This is a genomic window from Allosphingosinicella sp. (assembly GCF_036387215.1).
GTDB lineage: Bacteria > Pseudomonadota > Alphaproteobacteria > Sphingomonadales > Sphingomonadaceae > Allosphingosinicella.
This window is the reverse complement of record NZ_DASVUE010000187.1, coordinates 1-20900: the sequence shown is the minus strand read 5'-3', so window position 1 is coordinate 20900 and position 20900 is coordinate 1. Positions and strand designations below refer to the sequence as shown.

General features: G+C 65.8%; 23 protein-coding genes and 1 tRNA gene. 10 read left to right on the top strand and 14 right to left on the bottom strand.

Features of this window, described 5'->3' with window-relative positions:
* The first annotated feature begins 103 nt into the window (after window positions 1-103).
* Entirely contained in the window at window positions 104-760 is a 657-nt protein-coding gene (locus tag VF662_RS07715) for a hypothetical protein (protein ID WP_464139554.1), read from the top strand.
* Here VF662_RS07715 and VF662_RS07710 read toward each other — a convergent pair.
* Complete coding sequence (locus VF662_RS07710; RefSeq protein ID WP_464139552.1) at window positions 757-1278, bottom strand: DNA-deoxyinosine glycosylase; 522 nt, start codon at window positions 1276-1278, stop codon at window positions 757-759. The two genes, VF662_RS07715 and VF662_RS07710, sit on opposite strands and share 4 nt — an antisense overlap.
* Before the next feature lie 85 nt (window positions 1279-1363).
* Between VF662_RS07710 and VF662_RS07705 the strand changes: the two genes are divergently transcribed.
* Both VF662_RS07705 and VF662_RS07700 read left to right on the top strand, forming a co-directional pair.
* A complete protein-coding gene (locus VF662_RS07705) occupies window positions 1364-1537 on the top strand; it encodes a Flp family type IVb pilin (protein ID WP_464139550.1) in 174 nt (57 codons plus the stop codon).
* Between the two features lie 200 nt (window positions 1538-1737).
* Window positions 1738-1962 carry a hypothetical protein gene (locus VF662_RS07700; protein WP_464139548.1) on the top strand — a complete coding sequence of 75 codons (225 nt, stop codon included), beginning with the start codon at window positions 1738-1740 and terminating at the stop codon, window positions 1960-1962.
* Between the two features lie 44 nt (window positions 1963-2006).
* Here VF662_RS07700 and VF662_RS07695 read toward each other — a convergent pair whose 3' ends face one another.
* Window positions 2007-2426 (bottom strand): hypothetical protein, encoded by a 420-nt coding sequence (locus tag VF662_RS07695; RefSeq protein WP_464139546.1) that lies wholly within the window; start codon window positions 2424-2426, stop codon window positions 2007-2009.
* A gap of 151 nt (window positions 2427-2577) precedes the next feature.
* Between VF662_RS07695 and VF662_RS07690 the strand changes: the two genes are divergently transcribed.
* Complete coding sequence (locus VF662_RS07690; protein WP_464139544.1) at window positions 2578-3327, top strand: helix-turn-helix domain-containing protein; 750 nt, start codon at window positions 2578-2580, stop codon at window positions 3325-3327.
* Window positions 3328-3342: 15 nt separating this feature from the next.
* Here VF662_RS07690 and VF662_RS07685 read toward each other — a convergent pair whose 3' ends face one another.
* From VF662_RS07685 to VF662_RS07665, 5 genes are all read right to left on the bottom strand, one after another.
* Window positions 3343-3543, bottom strand: a complete 201-nt coding sequence (locus VF662_RS07685; RefSeq protein WP_464139542.1) for a hypothetical protein — start codon at window positions 3541-3543, stop codon at window positions 3343-3345.
* A gap of 44 nt (window positions 3544-3587) precedes the next feature.
* A tRNA-Glu gene (locus VF662_RS07680) sits at window positions 3588-3663 on the bottom strand.
* Between the two features lie 69 nt (window positions 3664-3732).
* On the bottom strand, window positions 3733-4086 hold the full coding sequence (locus tag VF662_RS07675; RefSeq protein ID WP_464139540.1) for a hypothetical protein: 354 nt from the start codon (window positions 4084-4086) through the stop codon (window positions 3733-3735).
* A 100-nt stretch (window positions 4087-4186) separates the two neighbouring features.
* Window positions 4187-5332, bottom strand: coding sequence for a non-hydrolyzing UDP-N-acetylglucosamine 2-epimerase (wecB, locus tag VF662_RS07670; RefSeq protein WP_464139537.1), 1146 nt, complete (start codon window positions 5330-5332; stop codon window positions 4187-4189).
* A gap of 112 nt (window positions 5333-5444) precedes the next feature.
* Window positions 5445-6515 (bottom strand): phosphotransferase, encoded by a 1071-nt coding sequence (locus tag VF662_RS07665; RefSeq protein WP_464139535.1) that lies wholly within the window; start codon window positions 6513-6515, stop codon window positions 5445-5447.
* A 141-nt stretch (window positions 6516-6656) separates the two neighbouring features.
* Here VF662_RS07665 and VF662_RS07660 point away from each other — a divergent pair, with 141 nt between their 5' ends.
* The gene (locus VF662_RS07660; RefSeq protein ID WP_464139533.1) at window positions 6657-9002 is read left to right on the top strand and encodes an EAL domain-containing protein; all 2346 of its coding nucleotides are present in this window, start codon (window positions 6657-6659) and stop codon (window positions 9000-9002) included.
* A 248-nt stretch (window positions 9003-9250) separates the two neighbouring features.
* On the opposite strand, the gene VF662_RS07655 is transcribed toward VF662_RS07660, so the two are convergent.
* Window positions 9251-11371, bottom strand: a complete 2121-nt coding sequence (locus VF662_RS07655) for a malate synthase G (protein WP_464139531.1) — start codon at window positions 11369-11371, stop codon at window positions 9251-9253.
* A gap of 127 nt (window positions 11372-11498) precedes the next feature.
* On the opposite strand from VF662_RS07655, the gene VF662_RS07650 reads away from it, so the two are divergent.
* From VF662_RS07650 to VF662_RS07635, 4 genes are read left to right on the top strand one after another with little or no spacing between them, the layout of a single operon-like run.
* Window positions 11499-13088 (top strand): peptide chain release factor 3, encoded by a 1590-nt coding sequence (locus tag VF662_RS07650; RefSeq protein ID WP_464139529.1) that lies wholly within the window; start codon window positions 11499-11501, stop codon window positions 13086-13088.
* Window positions 13089-13141: 53 nt separating this feature from the next.
* Window positions 13142-14266 carry a BaiN/RdsA family NAD(P)/FAD-dependent oxidoreductase gene (locus tag VF662_RS07645; RefSeq protein WP_464139527.1) on the top strand — a complete coding sequence of 375 codons (1125 nt, stop codon included), beginning with the start codon at window positions 13142-13144 and terminating at the stop codon, window positions 14264-14266.
* Window positions 14267-14306: 40 nt separating this feature from the next.
* A complete protein-coding gene (locus VF662_RS07640) occupies window positions 14307-16013 on the top strand; it encodes a DEAD/DEAH box helicase (protein ID WP_464139525.1) in 1707 nt (568 codons plus the stop codon).
* Complete coding sequence (locus VF662_RS07635) at window positions 16010-16465, top strand: YaiI/YqxD family protein (RefSeq protein WP_464139523.1); 456 nt, start codon at window positions 16010-16012, stop codon at window positions 16463-16465. Before VF662_RS07640 ends, VF662_RS07635 begins: the two co-directional genes overlap by 4 nt.
* Here the strand turns inward: VF662_RS07635 and VF662_RS07630 are convergent.
* From VF662_RS07630 to VF662_RS07615, 4 genes are all read right to left on the bottom strand, one after another.
* Entirely contained in the window at window positions 16452-17321 is an 870-nt protein-coding gene (locus VF662_RS07630; protein ID WP_464139521.1) for a cupin-like domain-containing protein, read from the bottom strand. The two genes, VF662_RS07635 and VF662_RS07630, sit on opposite strands and share 14 nt — an antisense overlap.
* A gap of 141 nt (window positions 17322-17462) precedes the next feature.
* On the bottom strand, window positions 17463-17843 hold the full coding sequence (gene rplL / locus VF662_RS07625) for a 50S ribosomal protein L7/L12 (protein ID WP_464139519.1): 381 nt from the start codon (window positions 17841-17843) through the stop codon (window positions 17463-17465).
* 50 nt (window positions 17844-17893) lie between these two features.
* Window positions 17894-18409: a 50S ribosomal protein L10 gene (gene rplJ, locus VF662_RS07620; protein ID WP_464139517.1), complete on the bottom strand. Its 516-nt coding sequence runs from the start codon at window positions 18407-18409 to the stop codon at window positions 17894-17896.
* A gap of 268 nt (window positions 18410-18677) precedes the next feature.
* Window positions 18678-19550 carry an AraC family transcriptional regulator gene (locus VF662_RS07615; RefSeq protein WP_464139515.1) on the bottom strand — a complete coding sequence of 291 codons (873 nt, stop codon included), beginning with the start codon at window positions 19548-19550 and terminating at the stop codon, window positions 18678-18680.
* 203 nt (window positions 19551-19753) lie between these two features.
* Here VF662_RS07615 and VF662_RS07610 point away from each other — a divergent pair, with 203 nt between their 5' ends.
* Complete coding sequence (locus VF662_RS07610) at window positions 19754-20161, top strand: helix-turn-helix domain-containing protein (protein ID WP_464139513.1); 408 nt, start codon at window positions 19754-19756, stop codon at window positions 20159-20161.
* Here VF662_RS07610 and VF662_RS07605 read toward each other — a convergent pair.
* Together VF662_RS07605 and VF662_RS07600 are read right to left on the bottom strand one after the other, a co-directional pair.
* Window positions 20112-20684: an anthranilate synthase component II gene (locus tag VF662_RS07605; RefSeq protein ID WP_464139511.1), complete on the bottom strand. Its 573-nt coding sequence runs from the start codon at window positions 20682-20684 to the stop codon at window positions 20112-20114. The genes VF662_RS07610 and VF662_RS07605 overlap by 50 nt on opposite strands.
* On the bottom strand, window positions 20681-20900 hold a 220-nt coding region (locus VF662_RS07600; RefSeq protein ID WP_464139509.1), incomplete at its 5' end, for a chorismate-binding protein. The genes VF662_RS07605 and VF662_RS07600, both read right to left, overlap by 4 nt.

The following is a 20900-nucleotide window of genomic DNA, read 5'->3' as shown; positions in this document are numbered from 1 at the left end:
GAGCACGACATCGTCGCGGCCAATGTCGAACTTCCCGAAGGTACGAAAGCCGGCGACCTTCTGATCTTCTGCGATGCCGGCGGTTACGACAGGAGCATGTCATATGTATTCGGCTGCGGTTAAAGAGCGGGAAGAAGCCCTTCGCGACGATGTCGCCGAGGCGCCGCTGCCGAGCGCGCGCTGGCAGCATTTCCCCTACAGCTGCTTCTCGCACCACGGCGATGCGTGCTGCGAAGTCGCGCGCGAATGGGTGCTCGCCAACGATTTCGCGCAATTGAACGGCGGCGATCTCAGCACCGGCCCGCGCTGGCTCCGGCAGAAGTACGAATGGGGTCCCTCTGCCTGGCCGATGCACTGGTGCGACGTCGTCGAGCGGAAGGTGATCGATTGCGGCGCCCATGCGGCGCTCGCCCACGAGGCGTTCACCGCCCGCGGAATCACCGCCTTCCGCGCCCAATTCATCCAGAAATACAGCGCCGATGCCACCGCGCAGTGGCGGAAGAAGTGGGGCGACGAGCAGGTTTCCGACCATTGGCTCACCGACGACACGATCTACCACGAGGGCAACGCGCTCCTGGTCGGAGAAGACGAGGTGAAGCTTTGGGACGCGAGCGCGGGCTGGTGGATCAATCCGCGCCAGGCGGGCGGCTATGGCAGCCTCGTCGCGGTCCGGATCTTCGCCGAAGGGCAGTGGGGCGGCGGCGACGGCTTCCGCTGGGGCGAGCACCGGATCAAGCCCAACGAGTGGCACCAGATCTAGAGCTGTTCCCGTAGCACCAGCCATGCCTCGAGCTTGCGTTCGTAGGCGAGGGTGAAAGCGGGGCTCGACGAGGGCAGGGGGAGGAGCGCCCAAGGCGGATCTTCCCCGAGGGCCTTCATGCCGATGCGCACAGAGGTGCCGCCGTTGAAGGCGATCGCCCGCAGCTCAGGCAATCCCTCCGCGAGTTCCCGAAGCGGGTTGGCGCTGTGGAGGCGAATGGCCCCGTCCAGGCTGCCGCGGCGGGTGGCGGTGCCTACCGAATCCCACAGGCCCACGCGCGCCTTGAGAAGCCGCTCGAGCCGCGCTTCGTAGCCGAGCCCGACGAGATCGCTGCCGATCACCTCGCCCATCAGCCGCCAGAATTGGTTTTGCGGATTGGCGTAGTAGCGCGCCCTTGCGAGCGATTCATCGCCGGGCAGGCTGCCGAGCACGAGCAGGCGCGTGCGCTCGTCCGCGACCGGTGCGAAGGAGCGCTTCAGCTGCTCGTCCGCGCCGGTTGGGTCTGGCTCACTCTCCAACTCGAGCTCCTCCTTGTGGCGGCTTTCCTATTTCTTAACCGGGCGGGCTTAATCCGCCACGTGAGAATGAAGAGGGGTCACGGATATGAAGACGCTCCGGAGGATGCTGAAGGACGAGAAGGGTGCGACCGCCATCGAATACGGGCTGATCGCCGCCCTGATCGCGGTTGCCGCGATTACGGCGATGTCGGCGCTCGGCAGCCAGCTCAACAACACCCTCACCAAGGTGAAGACCGAAATGGCCTCCACCGGCGCCTGATCGCGCGCCGACCTTGATCATTGAAACAGGGACCCGTCGCTCCAGCAGCGGCGGGTCTTTTCATTCCTGACGTGTACCAAGCTGTCCCAAATCGGGTCAGCAATAGCCGCCAGGGGACGGGGTCCGGCTCCGCACTGGCTTATCTTCTTGTTCAATAGTATTTTAGTCCCGCCGCCAGAACGGGTGGACGGGAGAACGCGATGTACTTCCTGCTCTTCTTGATCGCGCTGCTGGCCGGTGCCCTCGCGGTCCGCTGGTTCCTGGTCTGGTCTTTCCCGGACATCCCCGAAGACGTTGCGCTGGAGCGCGAGGCGGAGCCGAACCCTTCGATCTTCTTCGATCCGAGGACCTGGGCGATGTTCCAGCCGAAGCCGCTGATCAGCTACCGCCGCGACCGGAGGGGCCGCTTCCGCAAGATGCCCTGAACGGTGGGTTCGCAGCGGGACGGCGTGCGCCGGCGCCCGCGGCTTCAGCCCCGCATCATCGCGAGATGGCTTGCCTCGATCTGCTGGGGCCAATGGCTGGCGATGAGGCTGAGTGCGCGCTTGACGTCGGCGCCCGGGCCCTCGCGCCGCCGCGGCGACTGGGCGTTGCGCATCACGATCGCGGCCGCGACGAACAGGATCGAAAGCGCCGCCAGCAGGCTGATCGCCATTCCTCCGGCTCCGGATTCCGCCGGCGGAACGGGCTCGTTCGCCCAGACCAGCTCCTGGGATTGCGCCGCGGGTGCTGCGAGCTCGGGAGCCGCAACGCTCTCGATCCGCGGTTCGGAGGATGCGCTGCCGGAGACGGTTGAGAGGGTGATCGGCGCAGCGACCAGGCAGAAGCCCGCAGCCGCGATCATCGCGACGATAGCCTTTCTTGCCTGCAGCCAGCCTGACCCGCTCATGATTCCATCCTCCTGACCTCTCCTTTCCTAAGCAACGGCAGCAAGCGCGGTAGAGGAAAGAACAGCATTTTCGCCGCACGCCGGTCCGGATCGGGTTTCCGATTGACGAAATGTGCGGACTTGTGCGCAAATGTGCGGATCGGGGTGGGACGTGCACGGCGACTTTGAAATCAGGGACAGCGATTCGGTCTCGCTGAAGATCCGGGAGGAGCTCGCCCGTCGGCGGCTGTCGCGGCAGTGGCTTGCGGACGAGGCGAAGATCAGCGTCTCGACGCTCGAGAAGGCGCTGGCCGGCCGGCGCGCCTTTACGCTTTCCACCGTCATCCGGCTTGAAGAGGCGCTGCATCTCCAGCTTCGTACTCCGGCGCCGGAGTTAGGGGGTGCGGATCCGAACCGATCGACTGCGCCCGAGAGCATGGGGGCTTATTCCCGCCCCGCCGTGAAGTGGCTCGAAGGCGATTATCTGACGATCCGCCGCTCCTTCAGCGATCCCGAGGCCTTCTACGCCTATCGGACGCTTATCGAATGGGACGACAGGCTCTGCCACCTCACCTTCAAGGAAGCGGCGCGCCTCGACAGCGCGTTTGCTCAGGCGGGGTTCGTCTCCTTCCCCAACATCTCCGCGCACATCTATCTGGTGACGGTGGAGCAGGGCCAGTACCGGATGGCGGTGCTTGGGCGGCCGGTGAACGGCGGCGAGCTCAACGGCATCCTGACGACTTTGATGGTCGGAAGCGGCTCGCAGCTGTTTCCCGCAGCGACGCCGCTCGTGCTCTGCCCGAGCCGGATCGCATCGGACGATGCGCTGGGGCTGATCCGGCCCGGCCACGAACAGTATAACCATTATCGCGACCGCATCGAGCGGGTCGGCACCGGCGGCTTCGCGCGCCTGCTCGTCTAGCGGCCGATCGCCCGCTCAGCGCGCGATCGGCAACGCCAGCGCGCAATGGCCGCATTCGGCCAGTGCGCGCCCCACCAGCCACTGGCTCTCCCCGCATGAAGGGCAGCGGTTCACCTTCCGAGGAACGTACCAGCGGATCTGCTCGGGCGGCGGCTGCTGGACCGGAGGAGTGGCGGCGGGCGGAGCGGAGCGCGGGCGGCGGAGGCGAATCTTCACCCGGCCAGAGCTAGCCCCAGCCCGTGAAAGCACCGTTAATCCGCTGGTGACCCCTACGGGACTCGAACCCGTGTTTTCGCCGTGAGAGGGCGACGTCCTAGACCGCTAGACGAAGGGGCCGCTAAGGCAGGCACGCCGCATATGGGCGGGCAGGCTCGGCTGTCAAGCTGCGCCGGGCGCGGGCGCCGCTCAGTGCTGGTTCCCCTGGTGCTGCGAATGATCCTCGGCCGCAGGCACCTTCGGCGGCGGCGTCTGCTGGCCGATGCGGTTCGGCTGCGCCTGGACGGACGGAGGCGCCTGCTGCGGCTGCTGGACGGTCGTTGCCTGCGCATTTCCCGCCTGCTGGAGCGCCTCCTGGGCGTTGGCGCCGCCCTCGCGCGCCGCATCGGCCGCGTTTTCCAGCACCTCCGCGGCTGCGGGGTCGCTCTGCTCGGCCGCCGCGTCCAGCGCTTCGGCGGTGTTCTCGCTCTGGCTCTGGCCGCCTCCGCAGGCGGCGAGGGCGAGCGAAGCGGCGAACGGGAGCAGGAGATGCAGGCGCTTCATGCGAACCTCTTCATTGACGTTGAGCCGGGACAACGAAGCGGAGGTGCGGCGGTTGCAGTGAAGCCGGGATGTGCCCGCGGCGGAGCTCCCGAAAGGGGGCTCAGTCGCTGATGAGGCTCAGCGGCGCAAGTTCCGCCGGCTCGCGGATCAGGAAGGATTCGACGATGGCCGCGATCGCGGGCGCCGCGCCGCCGCGGCCGAAGGGGAAGCTCGGCCGCGCCATCCTGGCGTAGCGCTCCTGATCCTCGAGCAGGCGGGAGACGGCGCCGAAGATCCGGTCCGGGTCGGTGCCGACCAGCTCCAGATTGTCGCTCTCGACGGCTTCGCCGCGCTCGGTCCGCTCCCGGAGGACCAGCACCGGCTTGCCGAGCGCGGGTCCCTCCTCCTGAAGCCCGCCGCTGTCGGTGAGGATCAGCCAGGCGCGGTCCATCAGGCACACCATCTCGGCATGCTCGACGGGCTCGATCAGATCGATGCCGGGCTCGCGCACGAGCAGCTGACGAACGGACTTGCGGAGGTGGGGGTTGGTGTGGAGCGGGAAGACCAGCTGCAGCGGCAGCTCGCGGACCAGCCGCTTCAGCGCCGAGGCGACCCGCTTCAGGGCCGCGCCCTGGTTCTCCCGACGGTGGCAGGTGACGAGGACGGTCCTCCGCTCTCCCGCGGGCACCGGCGCGGGGCAGAGCGAGCGGGCATGGAAGAGCGCGTCGATGCCGCTGTTGCCGGTGACGTGGACTGCCCCTTTCAGCCGCTCCAGCGCGAGGTTGCGCGCGGCCGCCTCGCTCGGCGCGAAGAGAAGATCGGAGACCGCGTCGATGCGGATCCGGTTTCCCTCCTCCGGCCATGGCTGGAGCAGGTCGCCGGACCGGAGCCCCGCCTCGACATGGCCGACGGCAAGGCCGCAATCCTTGGCTGCGAGCGCTCCGGCCAGCGCGCTGGACGTGTCCCCCTGCACGAGGACGAGATCCGGCCGGAGCCGGGCGAGAAGCGGGCCGAGCGCGTGGCGGATCGCTTCGCAGATTTCGCCCGCCGTCTGCTCGGCAAGGTTGATGTCCAGCTCCCGGATCGCAGCGGGAGGGAGACCAAAGAGCCGGGCGAGGTCCTTATGTTGTCCGGTAAGCACCAGATTCTGGTCCAGCGACGGGCGTTCGGCGAGGGCGCGGACGACGGGAGCCATCTTGATCGCCTCCGGCCGCGTCCCGGCGATCGAGACGACGAGCGGGCGCGAGGAGCGGGGGGTGCTAAACATCCGGCACGGCGGCGCCCGCGGCCGCTGATGCGGCGGGCATTCGGATGGCCCCTGTCATGGAAACCGATCCTTTCAGTTATTTTCGCAGCGTCAAGCCCCGCGCGTCGAGGCTTCAGCGGGCGCCGGCGCGCTCGGCCTGCTTCCAGGCGAGGTCGGCGAGAGCTTCGAGCCCCGCAACCATCTTGCCGGCATGGGCCGAAGCCGCGGTGCCGCGCGCAATCCTCCCCTTGATCCCGTGGAGGATCGCTGCGAGGCGGAACATGTTGAAAGCGATGTAGAAATCGAGGTCGGGGATGCCGCTCCGACCGGTGCGCCGGCAATAAGCGGCGACATAGTCTTCTTCAGAAGGGATGTTGAGGCGCTGGAGGTCCAGGCCGGACAGACCGGCGGTGGTGCCCGGCGGCATCCGGTACATCATCAGATGGTAGCTGAAGTCTGCAAGCGGGTGGCCGAGCGTCGACAGCTCCCAGTCGAGCACCGCAATCACGCGCGGCTCGGTCGGGTCGAAGATCATGTTGTCGCAGCGGAAGTCGCCATGGATGATGCTTGGGCGGTCATCATCCGCCGGGATGTTCTGCGGCAGCCATTCGACGAGCCGGTCCATCGCGGCGACGCGGCCCGCCTCCACATCCTCGACATATTGTTTGGACCAGCGCCCGATCTGGCGCTCGAAATAATTGCCGGGCTTGCCATAGTCGCCCAGCCCCGCCGCCTGCGCGTCGATCAGGTGGAGCTGCGCAATGGCCGCGTTCATCGCGTCGAAATAGAGCGGGCGATCCGCGCTCGGCACGTCCGGGAAATGCGCCTCCCAGACGATCCGGCCCTCCACCATCTCCATCACGTAGAATGGGGTGCCGATCACCGCCTCGTCGAGGCAGAGCGCAAGCGCGCGGGCGACCGGGAAACCCTGGCGGCCGAGCGCCTCGATCACCCGATATTCGCGATCGACCGCGTGAGCGCCAGGCAGCAGCTTGCCGGGCGGCTTCCTGCGAAGGACATAGGAGCGGCCGGGCGTGACGAGCTTGTAGGTCGGGTTCGATTGGCCGCCCTTGAACTGCTCGATGCCGAGCGGCCCCTGATATCCCGCGACCTCCCGCGCCATGAACGCTTCGAGCGCGGCCACATCGAACCGGTGCGCCTCCCGCACTTCGATCGTGCCGCTATTCTCAGCCTTCCGGTTCATTCCGCCTCCTGCCGCCGTGACGTTGCCCAAAATGTCCCGGCCGCGCAATTTCGGCGTCGAACGGCGCTCTTCCCAGCCACACGGTGGTTAACACAGCAGCAGGGTTCCAATTTAATAACCTTTTTATGCGATCAGCGGCGGATGGGCAGGTTAAGCCAGATCTGGGGAAGCATCCGCGAGCGCCGCCGCGCCAACAAAGGCTCTCGCGCGCGCATCCTCTTGTGGTGCACGCTCGCAAGCCTGATTTTCGGCGTCATAGAATTCGGGCAGCCGCTGGACGATCTGCTTCGTACGATCCGCAACAAGCCGCGCCAACATGCCGCGAGCGGCGATATCGTCGTTGTGGGGATCGACGACCGCAGCTTCAGCCGGCTTCAGAAGTGGCCTTGGCCGCGGCGATACTATGGCGAGCTCGCGCAAAAACTCGACCAATTGGGTGCGAGGAGCATCTATTTCGATCTGGATTTCTCATCGCCTTCCGATGCCAAGAACGATGCGGCCTTCGCTCGGGCCTTGGCCAAGGTGGGGCGGAAGGTGACGCTTGCCACCAGGTTTGTTGCCGACCCTGTGACGGGTGCCCGGACCGACAACTTCCCGATCGCGAGCTTCCGGGAGCATACAAAGCTTGCCCATATCAACGTCTGGTACAGCCCCCTCGGCGCGGTCTGGAACCTGACTTACGCGCTCGACTATGGAGGGAAGACCTACCCATCCTTTGCCTCCGCGATCGCGCGGACCCCAGGCCGTTCGGGTGACGAGTTCTACATCGATTACGCTACCGATCTTCGCACGATCCCCGCAATCAGCTTTGCGGACGTGATCCAAGGGAAGGTTCGGCCTGAGCAGATCGCCGGTAAGGATATCGTGATCGGCCCTGCCGCTGAGGAGCTCGGCGACCTTTACGTGTTTCCGGGCTACGGGCGGATGCCCGGAGTTTATTTGCACGCTTTGGGCGCGGAGACGCTGAAGCAGGGGAGGCCGGTCAGCTTAGGATGGTTCGTTCCGTTCCTTCTTGCGTTCCTCACTTGCGCAGTAGCGGCTTCTCTCAGAAGCATAAGAGCGATTGCCGCCGTTTTCGTTCTCGGCGTCGGCATGTTCCTGCTGGTTCCAATGCTCCTCGAGGCAAACCTCATTTTCGTGGACGTGCTGCCCGCGCTGGTCATGCAGGTCGCGATGTGGATCAGTCTTGCCTGGGTGAACTTCCAGAAGTCGTACCGGGAGCGCGGCATCCTGAATTCGGTTTCAGGCTTGCCGAACCTCAACGCCCTCAGGCAGGAAAAGTTTAACGCCGAGCAAGTGCTCATTGCTGCCCGCATTCAGAATTATGCGGAGGTCTCCTCAGCCATGCCTCCGGAGGAAGAAAAGGCGCTCGTGGCGCAGATCGCCGCACGTCTCACACTCGGAGCTGCCGGTCACAAACTGTTTCACGGGGACGAAGGGATTTTCGCCTGGTTCGCCGATCAAGGAATGGCTCGTTCAATAGGGGAACATCTGGACGCGCTGCATGCGCTCTTCAGGAGCCCTGTTATGATCGGCGACAATCCGATCGATCTTACCGTGACCTTCGGTTTCGACTCCGGCAGCAACCGATCCCTGAGCAACCGCCTCGGCAGTGCGCTGGTCGCCACCGACGAAGCCGCTGCCGAGGGACTTCGGTGGAAGGAATACGACCCGGCAAAGCTCAAGGACGCAACTTGGCGTTTGTCTCTTCTCACGCAGCTCGATGCAGCCATCGAGGCAGGTGACTTGTGGATCGCGTATCAGCCCAAGCTGGACCTCGTCCGGCAGGAGCTTGTCGGAGCCGAAGCTCTCGCGCGGTGGAGTCATCCCGAGAAGGGACCAATCAGCCCAATCGAATTCATCCTGGCGGCTGAACAGAGCGACCGGATCGAGAAGCTGACCACATTCGTTCTGGACCGCGCAATCGGCGCGGCGGCAATCGTAAACGGGAAGGGGATCGACTTCCAGGTCTCGGTCAACCTCTCGGCCCGCCTGATCGATCACCCCGATCTCGCTTCGACAGTGACGGAGCTACTCGCGAAGCACCGGCTGCAGCCCAACCGTCTCAGCCTCGAAATCACCGAAACGGCGGCTCTATCCACGCACGGAATGAGCCTCGAGGCACTGCTCGAGCTGCGGTATCTCGGCGTCGACATTTCGATCGACGATTACGGCACTGGCCTCTCGACCCTGGATTACCTGAAGAAGATTCCGGCTACCGAAATCAAAATCGACAAGAGCTTCGTGCAAGCCATCGAGAAGAGCCACAGCGACAGGCTGCTCGTGCACTCGACGATCCAATTGGCCCATTCTCTCGGGCAGAAGGTGGTGGCCGAAGGCGTGGAGGACATCGAGACTCTGAAGACGTTGGAACGCATGGGTTGCGATCTTGCCCAAGGCTATCTCATCGGCCGCCCGATGAATTTTCGTGCTCTTTTGAAACAACTTAGCGGAGAAGGGAGCAAGCAAACGGCCTCACGTGGTTAATATCTTGCTAACTTTGTTCGGTAAGACTAGAATGCTCCCTGTGCGCTGCGGCTGTCGCTGCGCAGTCCTGACAGGGGGCTTTTATGAAGAAGCAGCAACCGGTTCGTGGGTTCTGGGACTGGGTCATGGGCAATGGTTGGGGCGGCGCCGGAGGCAAGGCCTGAACTAAGCTTGTGAACTCCGGCTTTGCCGGAGGTCCGTCAAGTAATCGAGTGCAAGAAGCGGAGAGGCGTGGGGCCTTCTCCGCTTTATTGCTTTTTGAGCCTCAGGCCGTGCGCGTGCAGCAAGGGCTCGGTGTAGCCGGACGGCTGGCTTTCGCCCTCGAAGATCAGCGCTGAGGCAGCCTGGAAGGCGGTGCTTTCGGCGAGGTTCGGAGCCATGGGGCGATAGTAAGGATCGCCTGCATTCTGCCGGTCCACCACCGCCGCTATGCGCTGCAGCGTTTCTTCCACCTCGTCTCTCGTGACGATGCCGTGGCGCAGCCAGTTGGCCACGTGCTGGCTCGAGATGCGGCAGGTGGCGCGGTCTTCCATCAGGCCTACGTCGTGAATGTCCGGCACCTTTGAGCAGCCGACGCCCTGGTCGATCCAGCGGACGACGTAGCCGAGTATCCCCTGGACGTTGTTCTCGAGCTCCTCCCGCACCTCCGCGGCGCTCCAGTTCGATGCCTCTGCAACGGGGATTGTGAGGATCTCCGCGAGCCTCGCCCGCGCGCGCCCTGCAAGCTCCCGCTGTCGCGCCGCGACGTCGACGCGGTGATAGTGGATGGCGTGCAGGGTGGCGGCGGTGGGGGAGGGCACCCAGGCGGTATTCGCTCCCGCTTCCGGATGGACGATCTTCTGCGCCAGCATGTCGGCCATCCGGTCCGGCATCGCCCACATGCCCTTGCCGATCTGCGCCCGCCCCTGAAAGCCACAGGCGAGCCCGACATCGACATTATTGTCCTCATAGGCCTTGAGCCAGGCCGCGCTTTTCATCCCGCCCTTGCGGATCATCGGCCCCAGCTTCATCGACGTGTGGATCTCGTCGCCGGTGCGGTCGAGGAAGCCCGTGTTGATGAACACGATCCGGTCGCGAACGGCGTGGATTACCGCGGCGAGGTTGACGCTGGTGCGCCGTTCCTCGTCCATGACGCCGATCTTGATGGTGTGGCGGGGCAGGCCGAGCAGATCCTCGACAGCGTCGAACAATCGGTTCGCGAACGCCGCCTCCTCGGGGCCGTGCATCTTCGGCTTGACGATGTAGATCGAGCCGGCGGCGCTGTTCGCCCGTGGGCCGCGGATATCGTGAAGCGCCATCAGCGACGTGAAGACCGCGTCCGCCAGCCCCTCGAACACCTCTTCGCCGTCCATGCGCATCATCGGGTTGGTCATCAGGTGGCCGACGTTGCGGACGAAGAGCAAGGCGCGGCCCTTCAGAACCAGCTCGCCGCCGCCGGCCGCCGTGTAGCGCCGGTCCGGCTCCGCCCGCCGCTCGACTTCGCTTCCGCCCTTGGCGAAGCGGGCGCTGAGGTCGCCCTTCATCAGCCCCAGCCAGTTGCGGTAGACGCCGATCTTCTCCTCGGCATCGACGGCCGCGACGCTGTCTTCGCAGTCCATGATCGCGCTGATCGCGCTTTCGAGAAGGATGTCGGCGACGCCCGCTTTGTCGGTACGGCCGATCGGGTGCTCGCGATCGACGACGATCTCGATGTGGAGGCCGTTGTGACGAAGAAGGAGAGAGCGATCGGTCTTCCCGACAAGCTTCTCGCCGCCGTCCGCCCCCCAGACGACTAGGTTATTCTCCAGATCGTCGAGCGACACCGTCGAGAGCTCGTTCCAGCTTCCAATGATCAGAGGTGCTACCTCGTCCAAGAACGCTTTGGCCCAGGCGATCACGCGCGCGCCCCGCTCCGGATCATGTTCCCGACCTTTCGGCAGATCCCCCAGGGCGTCGGTCCCGTAGAGCGCATCGTAGAGGCTGCCCCAGCGGGCATTGACGGCATTGAGCGCGTAGCGGGCATTGTTCGCCGGGACCACGAGCTGCGGCCCGGCGATGGTGGCGATTTCGGGGTCGACGTTCCTGGTGCCGATTTGGAAAGGGGCAGGGGGATCGACCAGATAGCCGATCTCACGAAGGAACGCCTCTTCCTCGGCCGGATCGGGCGCTCGCCCCCCGAGCGCTTCGTTCCGCGCATCGATCAGCGCCTGAAGCTCCTCTCGCCGCGCCAGCAGCCGCTTGTTCTCGGGCGTCAGCGCCTTCAGCAGCGCCGCGAAGCGGGCCCAGAATGCTTCCGCCTCGATCTCCGTGCCTGGCAGCGCCTCGGCCTCGATGAAGCGCCGGAGGCCGCTATCCACCTCAAGCCCCAAAATCTGCTCATATTGCGGCAAGTCGCGCCCCTTCTCTGAACGATGCCAGCGCCTATGTTCGACCGTGGCTGACGCTTCAATAGCCGGTTCGCATTTCGGCGCGGGCGCTGCTATGGGCGGGCGAGCTCGATATATTCGGACCCCTGACATGCTGAACCGACCGACCGGCCGTCCCGACCGGCGCACCTTTGCAATCATCTCGCACCCCGACGCGGGCAAGACGACGCTGACCGAGAAGCTCCTCCTGTTCGGGGGCGCGATCCATCTCGCCGGCGAAGTGAAGGCGCGGGGACAGAATAGGCGCGCGCGGTCCGACTGGATGAAGATCGAGCAGCAGCGCGGCATCTCCGTCACCAGCTCGGTGATGACGTTCGAGCATGACGGCGTCACCTTCAACCTGCTCGACACTCCCGGGCACGAGGACTTTTCGGAAGACACGTACCGGACGCTGACGGCGGTCGATTCGGCGGTGATGGTGATCGACGCCGCCCGCGGCATCGAGGCGCAGACGCGCAAGCTGTTCGAGGTCTGCCGGCTTCGGAACGTGCCGATCATCACCTTCGTCAACAAGGTTGACCGTGAGGGCAAGGAGCCGTTCGAGCTCCTGGACGAGATCGCCGACGTGCTCGCGCTCGACGTCGCGCCGATGAGCTGGCCGGTCGGCATGGGCGGCACGTTCGAGGGCGTCTACGATCTTCGCCAGAACAAGCTCTATCTGCCGGCGAAGACCGACAGCGGCCATTATGAGGGCGACACGCTCCAGTTTGCCGGTCTCGACGATCCAGAGCTTGCCGAAACGATCTCGGCGGAAGCTCTTGCCAAGCTCCGCGAGGAGGCTTCGCTCGCAGTCGCGGCCTATCCCGATTTCGACGAGGAGGCCTATCTCAACGGCGATCTGACGCCGGTCTATTTCGGCTCCGCGCTGAAGGAGTTCGGGGTGGCAGAGCTGATCGCCGCGTTGGGCCTGTTCGCCCCGTCGCCTCAGCCGCAGCCGACGAGCGCCGGTCCGGTCGATCCGGACCTGAGCGCCGTCACCGGCTTCATCTTCAAAGTGCAGGCCAACATGAACCCGCAGCACCGGGACCGGGTGGCCTTCATGCGGCTCTGCTCGGGCCGCTTCAAGCGCGGTATGAAGCTCTTGCAGCCGTCGACCGGCAAGTCGATCGCGGTGCACAGCCCGATCCTCTTCTTCGCGCAGAACCGGGAACTGGCCGACGAAGCCTTCCCCGGCGACATCATCGGCATCCCCAACCACGGGACGCTCCGCGTCGGCGACACGCTGACGGAGGACGAGAGCATCCAGTTCACCGGCCTGCCGAACTTCGCGCCGGAGATCCTCCGCCGCGTCGTGCTCGTCGATCCGACCAAGACCAAGCAGCTCCGCAAGGCGCTCGACGACATGGCCGAGGAAGGGGTGACCCAGGTCTTCTACCCGTCGATCGGCGCCAACTGGATCGTCGGCGTCGTCGGCCAGCTCCAGCTCGACGTGCTGATCTCGCGCCTCGAGGTCGAGTATAAAGTGGATGCGCGCTTCGAGCCGTCGCCCTGGAACGCGGCGCGCTGGATCGCCGCGGACAATCCCGCCGATCTCAAGGCGTTCGTCGACACCCACAGGAGCGCCGTCGCCACCGACCGCGACGGAGCGCCTGTGTTCATGGCCAAGGATCTGTGGGAACTGAACTTCCACGAAGGCCGCAACCCGAACATCCGCTTCACCGCGACTAAGGAGCGGACCTGACCCAATCCCGCGACTATGACGCAATCATCCTGGGCGCCGGCGGCGCCGGGCTGATGTGCGCTGCGGTGGCGGGGCAGCGGGGACGGCGCGTGCTTCTGGTCGATCACGCCGATCAGGCGGGGAAGAAGATCCTGATCTCCGGCGGCGGCCGCTGCAATTTCACCAACGTCAACGCGGCCGCCGATCGCTACCTCTCGGCCAATCCGCATTTCGCCAAGTCGGCGCTCCGCCGCTACACCGCGCAGGATTTCATCGACCTCGTCGACCGCCACCGCATCGCCTGGCACGAAAAGACGCTTGGTCAGCTCTTCTGCGACGGGTCCGCGCGGCAGATCGTCCACATGCTGATGGAGGAATGCGCAAAGGGCGCGGTCCGTATCTCCCTCGGCAGAAGGATCGGCGACGTCACCCATGCGGACGGCCGCTTCAGCGTCAGCTACGGCGACGAGAGTGCGACCGCACCCGCGCTCGTGATCGCCACCGGCGGACCATCGATCCCGAAGATGGGCGCCACCGGCTTCGCCTATGACCTCGCCCGAAAGTTCGGCCTGAAGGTGGTCGAGCCGCGGCCCGCGCTCGTGCCGCTGACGCTCGGCGGCGAGGAGGTGCTGTTCCGCGAGCTTTCCGGCGTCGCCACCGAAGTGATCGCCAAGCACGGCAAAACCTCGTTCCGCGAAGCCGCTCTGTTCACGCATCGCGGCCTCTCCGGGCCGGCGATCCTGCAAATCTCCTCCTACTGGCGAAGCGGCGACACGATCGGCATCGACTTCCTGCCCTCGCAGGAGCCGAGCTGGCCGGTGGAGGCCAAGCGCAAGCGGCCGCGCACGCACTTCCACACCGTCCTCGGCGAATTGCTTCCCCAGCGGCTCGCCGAGACGCTGGCCAAACGCATCGGCATCTGGGGCGAGCTCGCCAACGTTCCCGACCGGAAGCTCGAAGAGGTCGGCCGCCGCCTCGCCGACTGGCGCTTCAGCCCCAACGGCACCGAGGGCCTCGCAAAGGCCGAAGTCACTGCCGGCGGAATCAGCACCGCCGAACTCTCCTCGCAGACGATGGAAGCCAAGACCGTGCCCGGCCTCTATGCGATCGGCGAGGGCGTCGACGTCACCGGCTGGCTCGGCGGCTACAATTTCCAATGGGCCTGGTCGAGCGGCTGGGCCGCCGGTCAGGCACTCTGATCCCTTGCCGCACGCGCGGCGCACCCCACATGGATAACTTATGACATTCGCAAATCTTCCGCCGCTGCTCGGCGAGGCCTTGGCCGCGCGCGGCTATGAAACGCCCACTCCGGTCCAGGCGGCCGTTCTCGAAGCGGAGGCGGACGGGCGCGACCTGATCGTCTCGGCCCAGACGGGCTCCGGCAAGACCGTCGCCTTCGGCCTCGCAATGGCGCCGCAGCTGATCGAGGCGAACGGAAGCGCCTCCTACGTGCGCGAGCCGCTTGCGCTGATCATCGCGCCGACGCGCGAGCTTGCCTTGCAGGTGAGCCGTGAGCTGATCTGGCTCTACGGCAAAGTCGGCGCGCGCATCGCAACCTGCGTCGGCGGAATGGATGCCTCCAAGGAGCGCCGCAACCTCGCCCAGGGCGCGCATATCGTCGTCGGCACCCCCGGGCGACTCCGCGATCATCTGGAGCGCGGCGCCCTCGATCTCTCGAACCTCCGCGTCGCGGTGCTCGACGAGGCCGACGAGATGCTCGACATGGGCTTCCGCGAGGAGCTCGAGGAGATTCTCGACGCGACGCCGGCCGAACGGCGAACCCTGCTCTTCTCCGCAACGATGCCGAAGCCGATCGTCGCGCTCGCGAAGCGTTACCAGCGGGATGCCTTGCGCATCTCGACCTCGGGCGAGGAACGCGGCCATGGCGACATCGCCTACCAGGCGATGACTGTCGCTCCGGCCGACATCGAGAATGCAGTCGTCAACGTGCTCCGCCTGCACGAGGCCGAGTCCGCTCTCCTCTTCTGCGCGACCCGTGAGAATGTCCGCCGGCTCCATTCCAGCCTTACGGAGCGCGGCTTCAGCGTGGTCGCTCTTTCGGGCGAGCACAGCCAGAACGAGCGCAACCAGGCGCTGCAGGCGCTTCGCGACGGCCGTGCGCGAGTCCTCGTCGCCACGGACGTCGCGGCGCGCGGAATCGACCTTCCGAACCTGACGCTCGTCGTCCACGTGGAGCTTCCGCGGGATGCCGAGACATTGCAGCACCGTTCCGGCCGCACCGGCCGGGCGGGCAAGAAGGGGACGGCCGTGCTCGTCGTGCCCTATCCGCGCCGAAAGCGGGTGGAAGCGGTGCTCCGGGGCGCCCGGATCGAGGCCGAATGGATCAAGCCGCCGACGGCCGAGGACATCCGCCGAAGCGACCGCGAACGCCTTCTCGCCGCTCTGATGGAACCCGCGGAGATCGAGGAGGAGGATCGCGAGCTCGCCCAGCGCCTGCTGGAGCAGAAGACGCCGGAGGAGATCGCAGCAGCGCTCGTGCGCGTCCACCGTGCACGCATGCCCGCGCCCGAGGAGATGGTCGATTCCGGCACTGGCGGCCAGCAGGCTCCGCGCCCGGAGGGGCCGCGCGCGGGGTTCGAGGACACGATCTGGTTCCGGATGGACATTGGCCGCAGGCACAATGCCGATCCGCGCTGGATCCTGCCCTTGCTCTGCCGCCGCGGCCACATCACCAAGAACGAGATCGGCGCGATCCGCATCGCCGCCAACGAGACGATGTTCGAGATCCCCCGCGCCGCGGCGGGCCGCTTCGCCGCCGCGCTGAAGCGGACCGCGGATCCGGACTCGGACGGTGAGGGCGCCGTTCGCTTCGAGCCCGTTCAGGGCACTCCGCGGGACGTGGCGAAGCAGAACCGCCGCTCAGGCCCGCCGCCGGTGCGGCACAAGGCGAAGCCCTACCACGCGAAGGCGCAGCGCCAGCGATGAGCCCTCGCATCCTTGTGGACGCCGACGCCTGCCCGGTGAAGGACGAGGTCTACAAGGTCGCGTGGCGGCACGAGGTGCCGGTCGCAATCGTCAGCAACAGCCATTTGCGAGTGCCCGATCATCCGCTGATCGAGCGGGTGACCGTATCCAGCGGCTTCGATGCTGCCGACGACTGGATCGCCGAGCAGGCGTGCGCGAGGACGGTCGTGGTCACCGCCGATATCCTGCTCGCCGACCGGTGCCTGAAGGCAGGAGCGGCAGTGATCTCGCCAACCGGAAAGCCGTTCACTGCAAGCTCGATCGGGGCCGCCGTCGCCACCCGAGCGATCATGGCGGACCTCCGCTCCGGAATGGGCGAGAATATCGGCGGCCCCGCGCCATTCTCAAAAGCGGACCGCTCCCGCTTCCTCTCCGCGCTGGACGAAGCTTTGGTGCGGCTCAAGCGTCAGTAGCTGCTCTTCCGCTCCACGTCCGCTCCACCTTGCTGATCGCGCGCTGTGCCACGGATTTGGCAAGGTTCCCCTGCGGAAAGAAGCGGGGCGGCGAGGGCTTGAGGCCCAGCCGGCGCAGCCTGCTGTTGAGGCGGTGCGCATCTTCCTGGTGGAAGCTCCATTCCGAGCGCCAGGTGAGCGACAGCGAGACCGACACCTCGCCATGCGTCTTCACCCAGTGCGGCGCGAGGATCGGCACGTAAATGCCTTCGCCGGGCTTGATGTGGATCTCGCGGCCCCGAGCCGCAAATTCCTCCCGCCAGGGCAGGTTGCGCGGCCCGCCGTCATAATATTGCTCGCGAAAGCGCTGCGTCACGAGCTCGCTGTCCTCGGCGGGGAACAGAGTCATCGTCTTGGTGCCGCGGATCTGGAACAGGATGTTGTATTCCGGATCGAAATGAAGCGGCGTCACAGCGTTCGGCGAGGAAATGAAGATGAAGGCGACCAGCTTCAGCATCTCGCCCGTCACCGGCTCGATCTCCGGCTTCAGCTCGGAAAGCACGTCGTGGAGTAGGTCGCGATAGGCAGGGTCCTGCTGCACCTGCTTCAGAAGCACCCAGGAGCCGCAATTCTGGATCGAGGCGATCGTATCGTGAACCGACAGGCCATTTGACGGCGTCTCGGCATTCGAAATGCCAAGCGGCAGATCCGTCGCCGCATTATGCTCCAGATCCTCCGGCCGGATCCGCTCAGCGAGGCGGGCGAGCGCCTCGATCTCCAGCAAGGGATGATTCGTCAGCCGGTGCGTGAGGTGCGTGCCCGTCGAAGGGTAGGCTGCGCGGAAGCTCTGCACCGCCTGCTCCGGAAATACCGCCATTCCTCACCCCTCCGCCGGTTGCGGAGCGGTTTAGGGCAAGTCGGTGAAGGATCGGCTAACGCTTGGGGAGACGTAAAAAGGGGCGGCTCCCGCGTCGGAACCGCCCCTCCTTTCGCGTACCGCCCCGAGAGGCGGAGAAGCTTACTTGACCTCGACGGTCGCGCCGGCTTCCTCGAGACGCTTGCGGAGGTCTTCCGCTTCAGCCTTCGAGATGCCTTCCTTGATCGGCTTCGGAGCGCCTTCGACCAGCGCCTTGGCCTCGCCGAGGCCGAGGGCGGTGATCGCGCGGACTTCCTTGATCACGTTGATCTTCTTGCCGCCGTCGTTGACGAGGATGACGTCGAACTCGGTCTTCTCTTCCTCGGCCGGAGCAGCTGCGCCGCCGCCGGCGCCGCCGCCAGCAACCGCAACCGCGGCAGCGGCCGAAACGCCCCAACGCTCTTCGAGCGCCTTGGCGAGATCGGCGGCTTCAAGGACGGTCAGCTCGGACAGCTGATCGACGAGGGAATTGATGTCTGCCATTTTAAGTCTCCATTTCGGGCGCCTGGCCCATGTTCAAGATCGGTTGAAAATTACGCGTTCTCTTTGGCCGCATAGGCCCCGAACACACGCGCCAGCATCGCTCCCGGCTCGTTGATGGTCCGCGCGATCTTCGACGCCGGAGCCTGGATAAGGCCGACGATCGTCGCACGCAGTTCATCGAGAGAGGGAAGCTCGGCGAGCGCACGCACTCCCGCCACGTCGAGGAGCGTGTCGCCCATCGCGCCGCCGACGATCTCGAAACGATCGGTCGTCTTGGCGAAATCCACGGCAACCTTGGCGGCTGCAACCGGATCCGATGATGTGGCGAGCGCCGTCGGCCCCGTCAGCATGTCGCTGATCGGCGCGTAGGTGGTGCCCTCGACGGCAATGAGAGCGAGCGTGTTCTTCGACACTTTGTAGGTGGCGCCGGCATCCCGCATCCGGATCCGCAGGGCGGTGGACTGTGCCACCGTCATGCCGAGATTGCGGGTGACGACCACCACGCTCGTCTCGTTGAACGTCTGCTTCAGCTGGGCGACCTGCTCGGACTTCTGAGCTCGATCCATGCCTCTTCCTTACGTATCGCACGGCAGACCATCCGCCGTGCGTGTTTGCACATGCGGCAGATGCCGCATGCACCATGTCCGTGAAGGGGAGGGGCCCGAAGGAAACTTCGGCAAACGGCAGGCCCGCGCAGCGGCGGTCGGCCGAAAACTCTTCCCCGTCTAGGCTGGAGATTAAGGGAGCAACGCCCCCGCCAACTGTCTCGGACGGAGCCTGCACGGGCAAGGGCCCGGCAAGCGAAGGCGCGCTATACAAGAAAATGCCCGCAAATCAAGCGCGGGCGCGGACGTCCTGATCCCACTGCTTCGGCGGCTTTCCGAAGCGCCGCTTAAAGGCGTGGGTGAGCGCGACCTCGTCCGAATAGCCGGTCGCCTGCGCAAGGTCAGCGACGCTGCAATCCGCCTGCGCATCCATCATCCGGACCGCCCGGGCGAGGCGGAGCCCCCGATGATAGCTGATCGGCGATTGCCCGAACGCCATCTTGAAATAGCGGGCGAGGTGGAATTGCGAGAGGCCGGCAACAGAGGAGAGCTCGGAAAGCTGCACCTGCCGGTCCTCATTGGCATGAAGGAAGCCGCGCGCCCGCTCCAGCCGTTGATAGAGTTCCCGCCGAGTCGAGGCCTTGGCAGCTTTCAGTCCCTCGATCGCCGCCCTGCTCTGGCCGAGCGGCTCCGCGATCGCCTCGCCGACCTTCTCGATGAGTCTGCTCGCCAATGCGGCGCCGTCCTCGGGCCGACGTGCGAGGTGGCGCCCGTATTGCTCGAACAGAATGCCGAGGCGGCTGGTGCGGGTCGAAAGGACAAGCGCGCGCCCGAGCACCGGATCGTGGCCGACGAATTCCTCCGGCTCCGTGGGAGCCGCCGCGGACGGGAGGATGAGACAGATGCCTGTCGTGAACGAGCGATTGGTGCCGATGCAGGGAACTCCAGCGTCGAGATAGAGGAACTGGCCCGGCCGTACCGGCACCGGACGGCCGTCGATCTCGTAGACCTCCTCGCCGTCCACCACCATTTTCAGCGAGGGAGCCGGCGCGCCGATCACCGACTGCCCGGACGGGAGCCGCGAGAGCACGAGCTTGCCCGAGGTCGCCGGTTTGCGAGGTTCGGTGAGGTGGCCCTCCAAAATCGAAAACTGATTCCTCACGACACCCTTCCCGTTCCACTCTTCCGCTGCTTTTCCAGAATTCCTCCTGAACGTCAGCTTTCAACCTCTTGCCCGCGAGAGGCGCCCGTCCGCTTTCGCAAGATCGATCAAGCAAAGCGGCAAGATCGGTCAGGGCGCCGCCTCACCCCCTCCGCCATGCCAACGGCAGCATGCAGCTTGGTATCGCGTGAGGGACTGGGACAATGCCGGCACCGCAACCGAAGCGGAAGATCGAGTGCGGGAGTCCATCGCTGGCGGCGCGGCTGTGCGGTCTCCGGCAGAAATCGAGGCGGTCGGCGGCCGCGGTCGCACGGGCGGCAGGCATCTCCAGGCAGCATCTCTGGCGCATCGAAACGGGCGCGGTGGCAAATCCAAGCCCGGAGATATTGGAGCGGCTCGCGTCGGTGTACGGGACGAGCTTGTCGCAGCTTCTGGAGCGTGCTCCGCCGCCGTCGGGACGTTCGGGAACATTGCTCCGCCTGGTCGCGGCTGCCGAGGCCATCTCCGAGGAAGAATGGCGGATGCTCGCCAGGCTCGCCGATCGCGTGTCGGCCGCTCCCGCTAGGCGCCAGCCAGAATATTGCCCAGCATCGTATCGCCGCCGCGGGTGAGGATCGATTCCGGGTGGAATTGAAGTCCGGTCTGCAAAGCCTTCCGGTCGCCGATCGCCATTGCCATGCCGTCGATCTCGGCGTGGATCCGAAAGCGCTCGGGCAGGTGGCGTGTGCACAGGCTGTGATAGCGGCCGACATGTATGGGCTCATGGATGCCGGCAAACGGCCCCGCTCCGTCGTGGACCAGAAGCGAGGCCTTGCCGTGGACCGGCTCCGTCGCCCTGGAAACCGTCCCGCCGGCATGCTGCACGATGCCCTGGTGGCCGAGGCATACGCCGAGCACCGGCACCTCGCCGATGGCGAGATCGATCAGCTCCATCATGGAGCCCGCATCCTCCGGCCGCCCCGGGCCGGGCGAGAGGACGATCAGCGACTCCTTGTCCCGCGCGAGCGCCAGCGCGTCCGCGGCGGGGACGCTGTTGCGGAGTACCTGCACCTCCGCCCCGAGCCGTTCGAAGGCTTCCACAAGGTTGAAGGTGAAGCTGTCGAGATTGTCGAACAGCAGCACGTGGCGCCTCATCGCGCGTCTCCGGTCGCTGCGAGCACCGACAGAAGTGCCGAGGCCTTGCGCCGCGTCTCGTCCGCCTCCCGCTGCGGATCGCTGTCGTAGACGACGCCCGCGCCCGCTCTCACGAAGGCGGTGCCGTCCTTCACCACCGCCGATCGGATCACCACGCCCGTATCCATCATCCCGTCTCCATTGAGCCAGCCGATCGCGCCGCCATAGGGGCCGCGC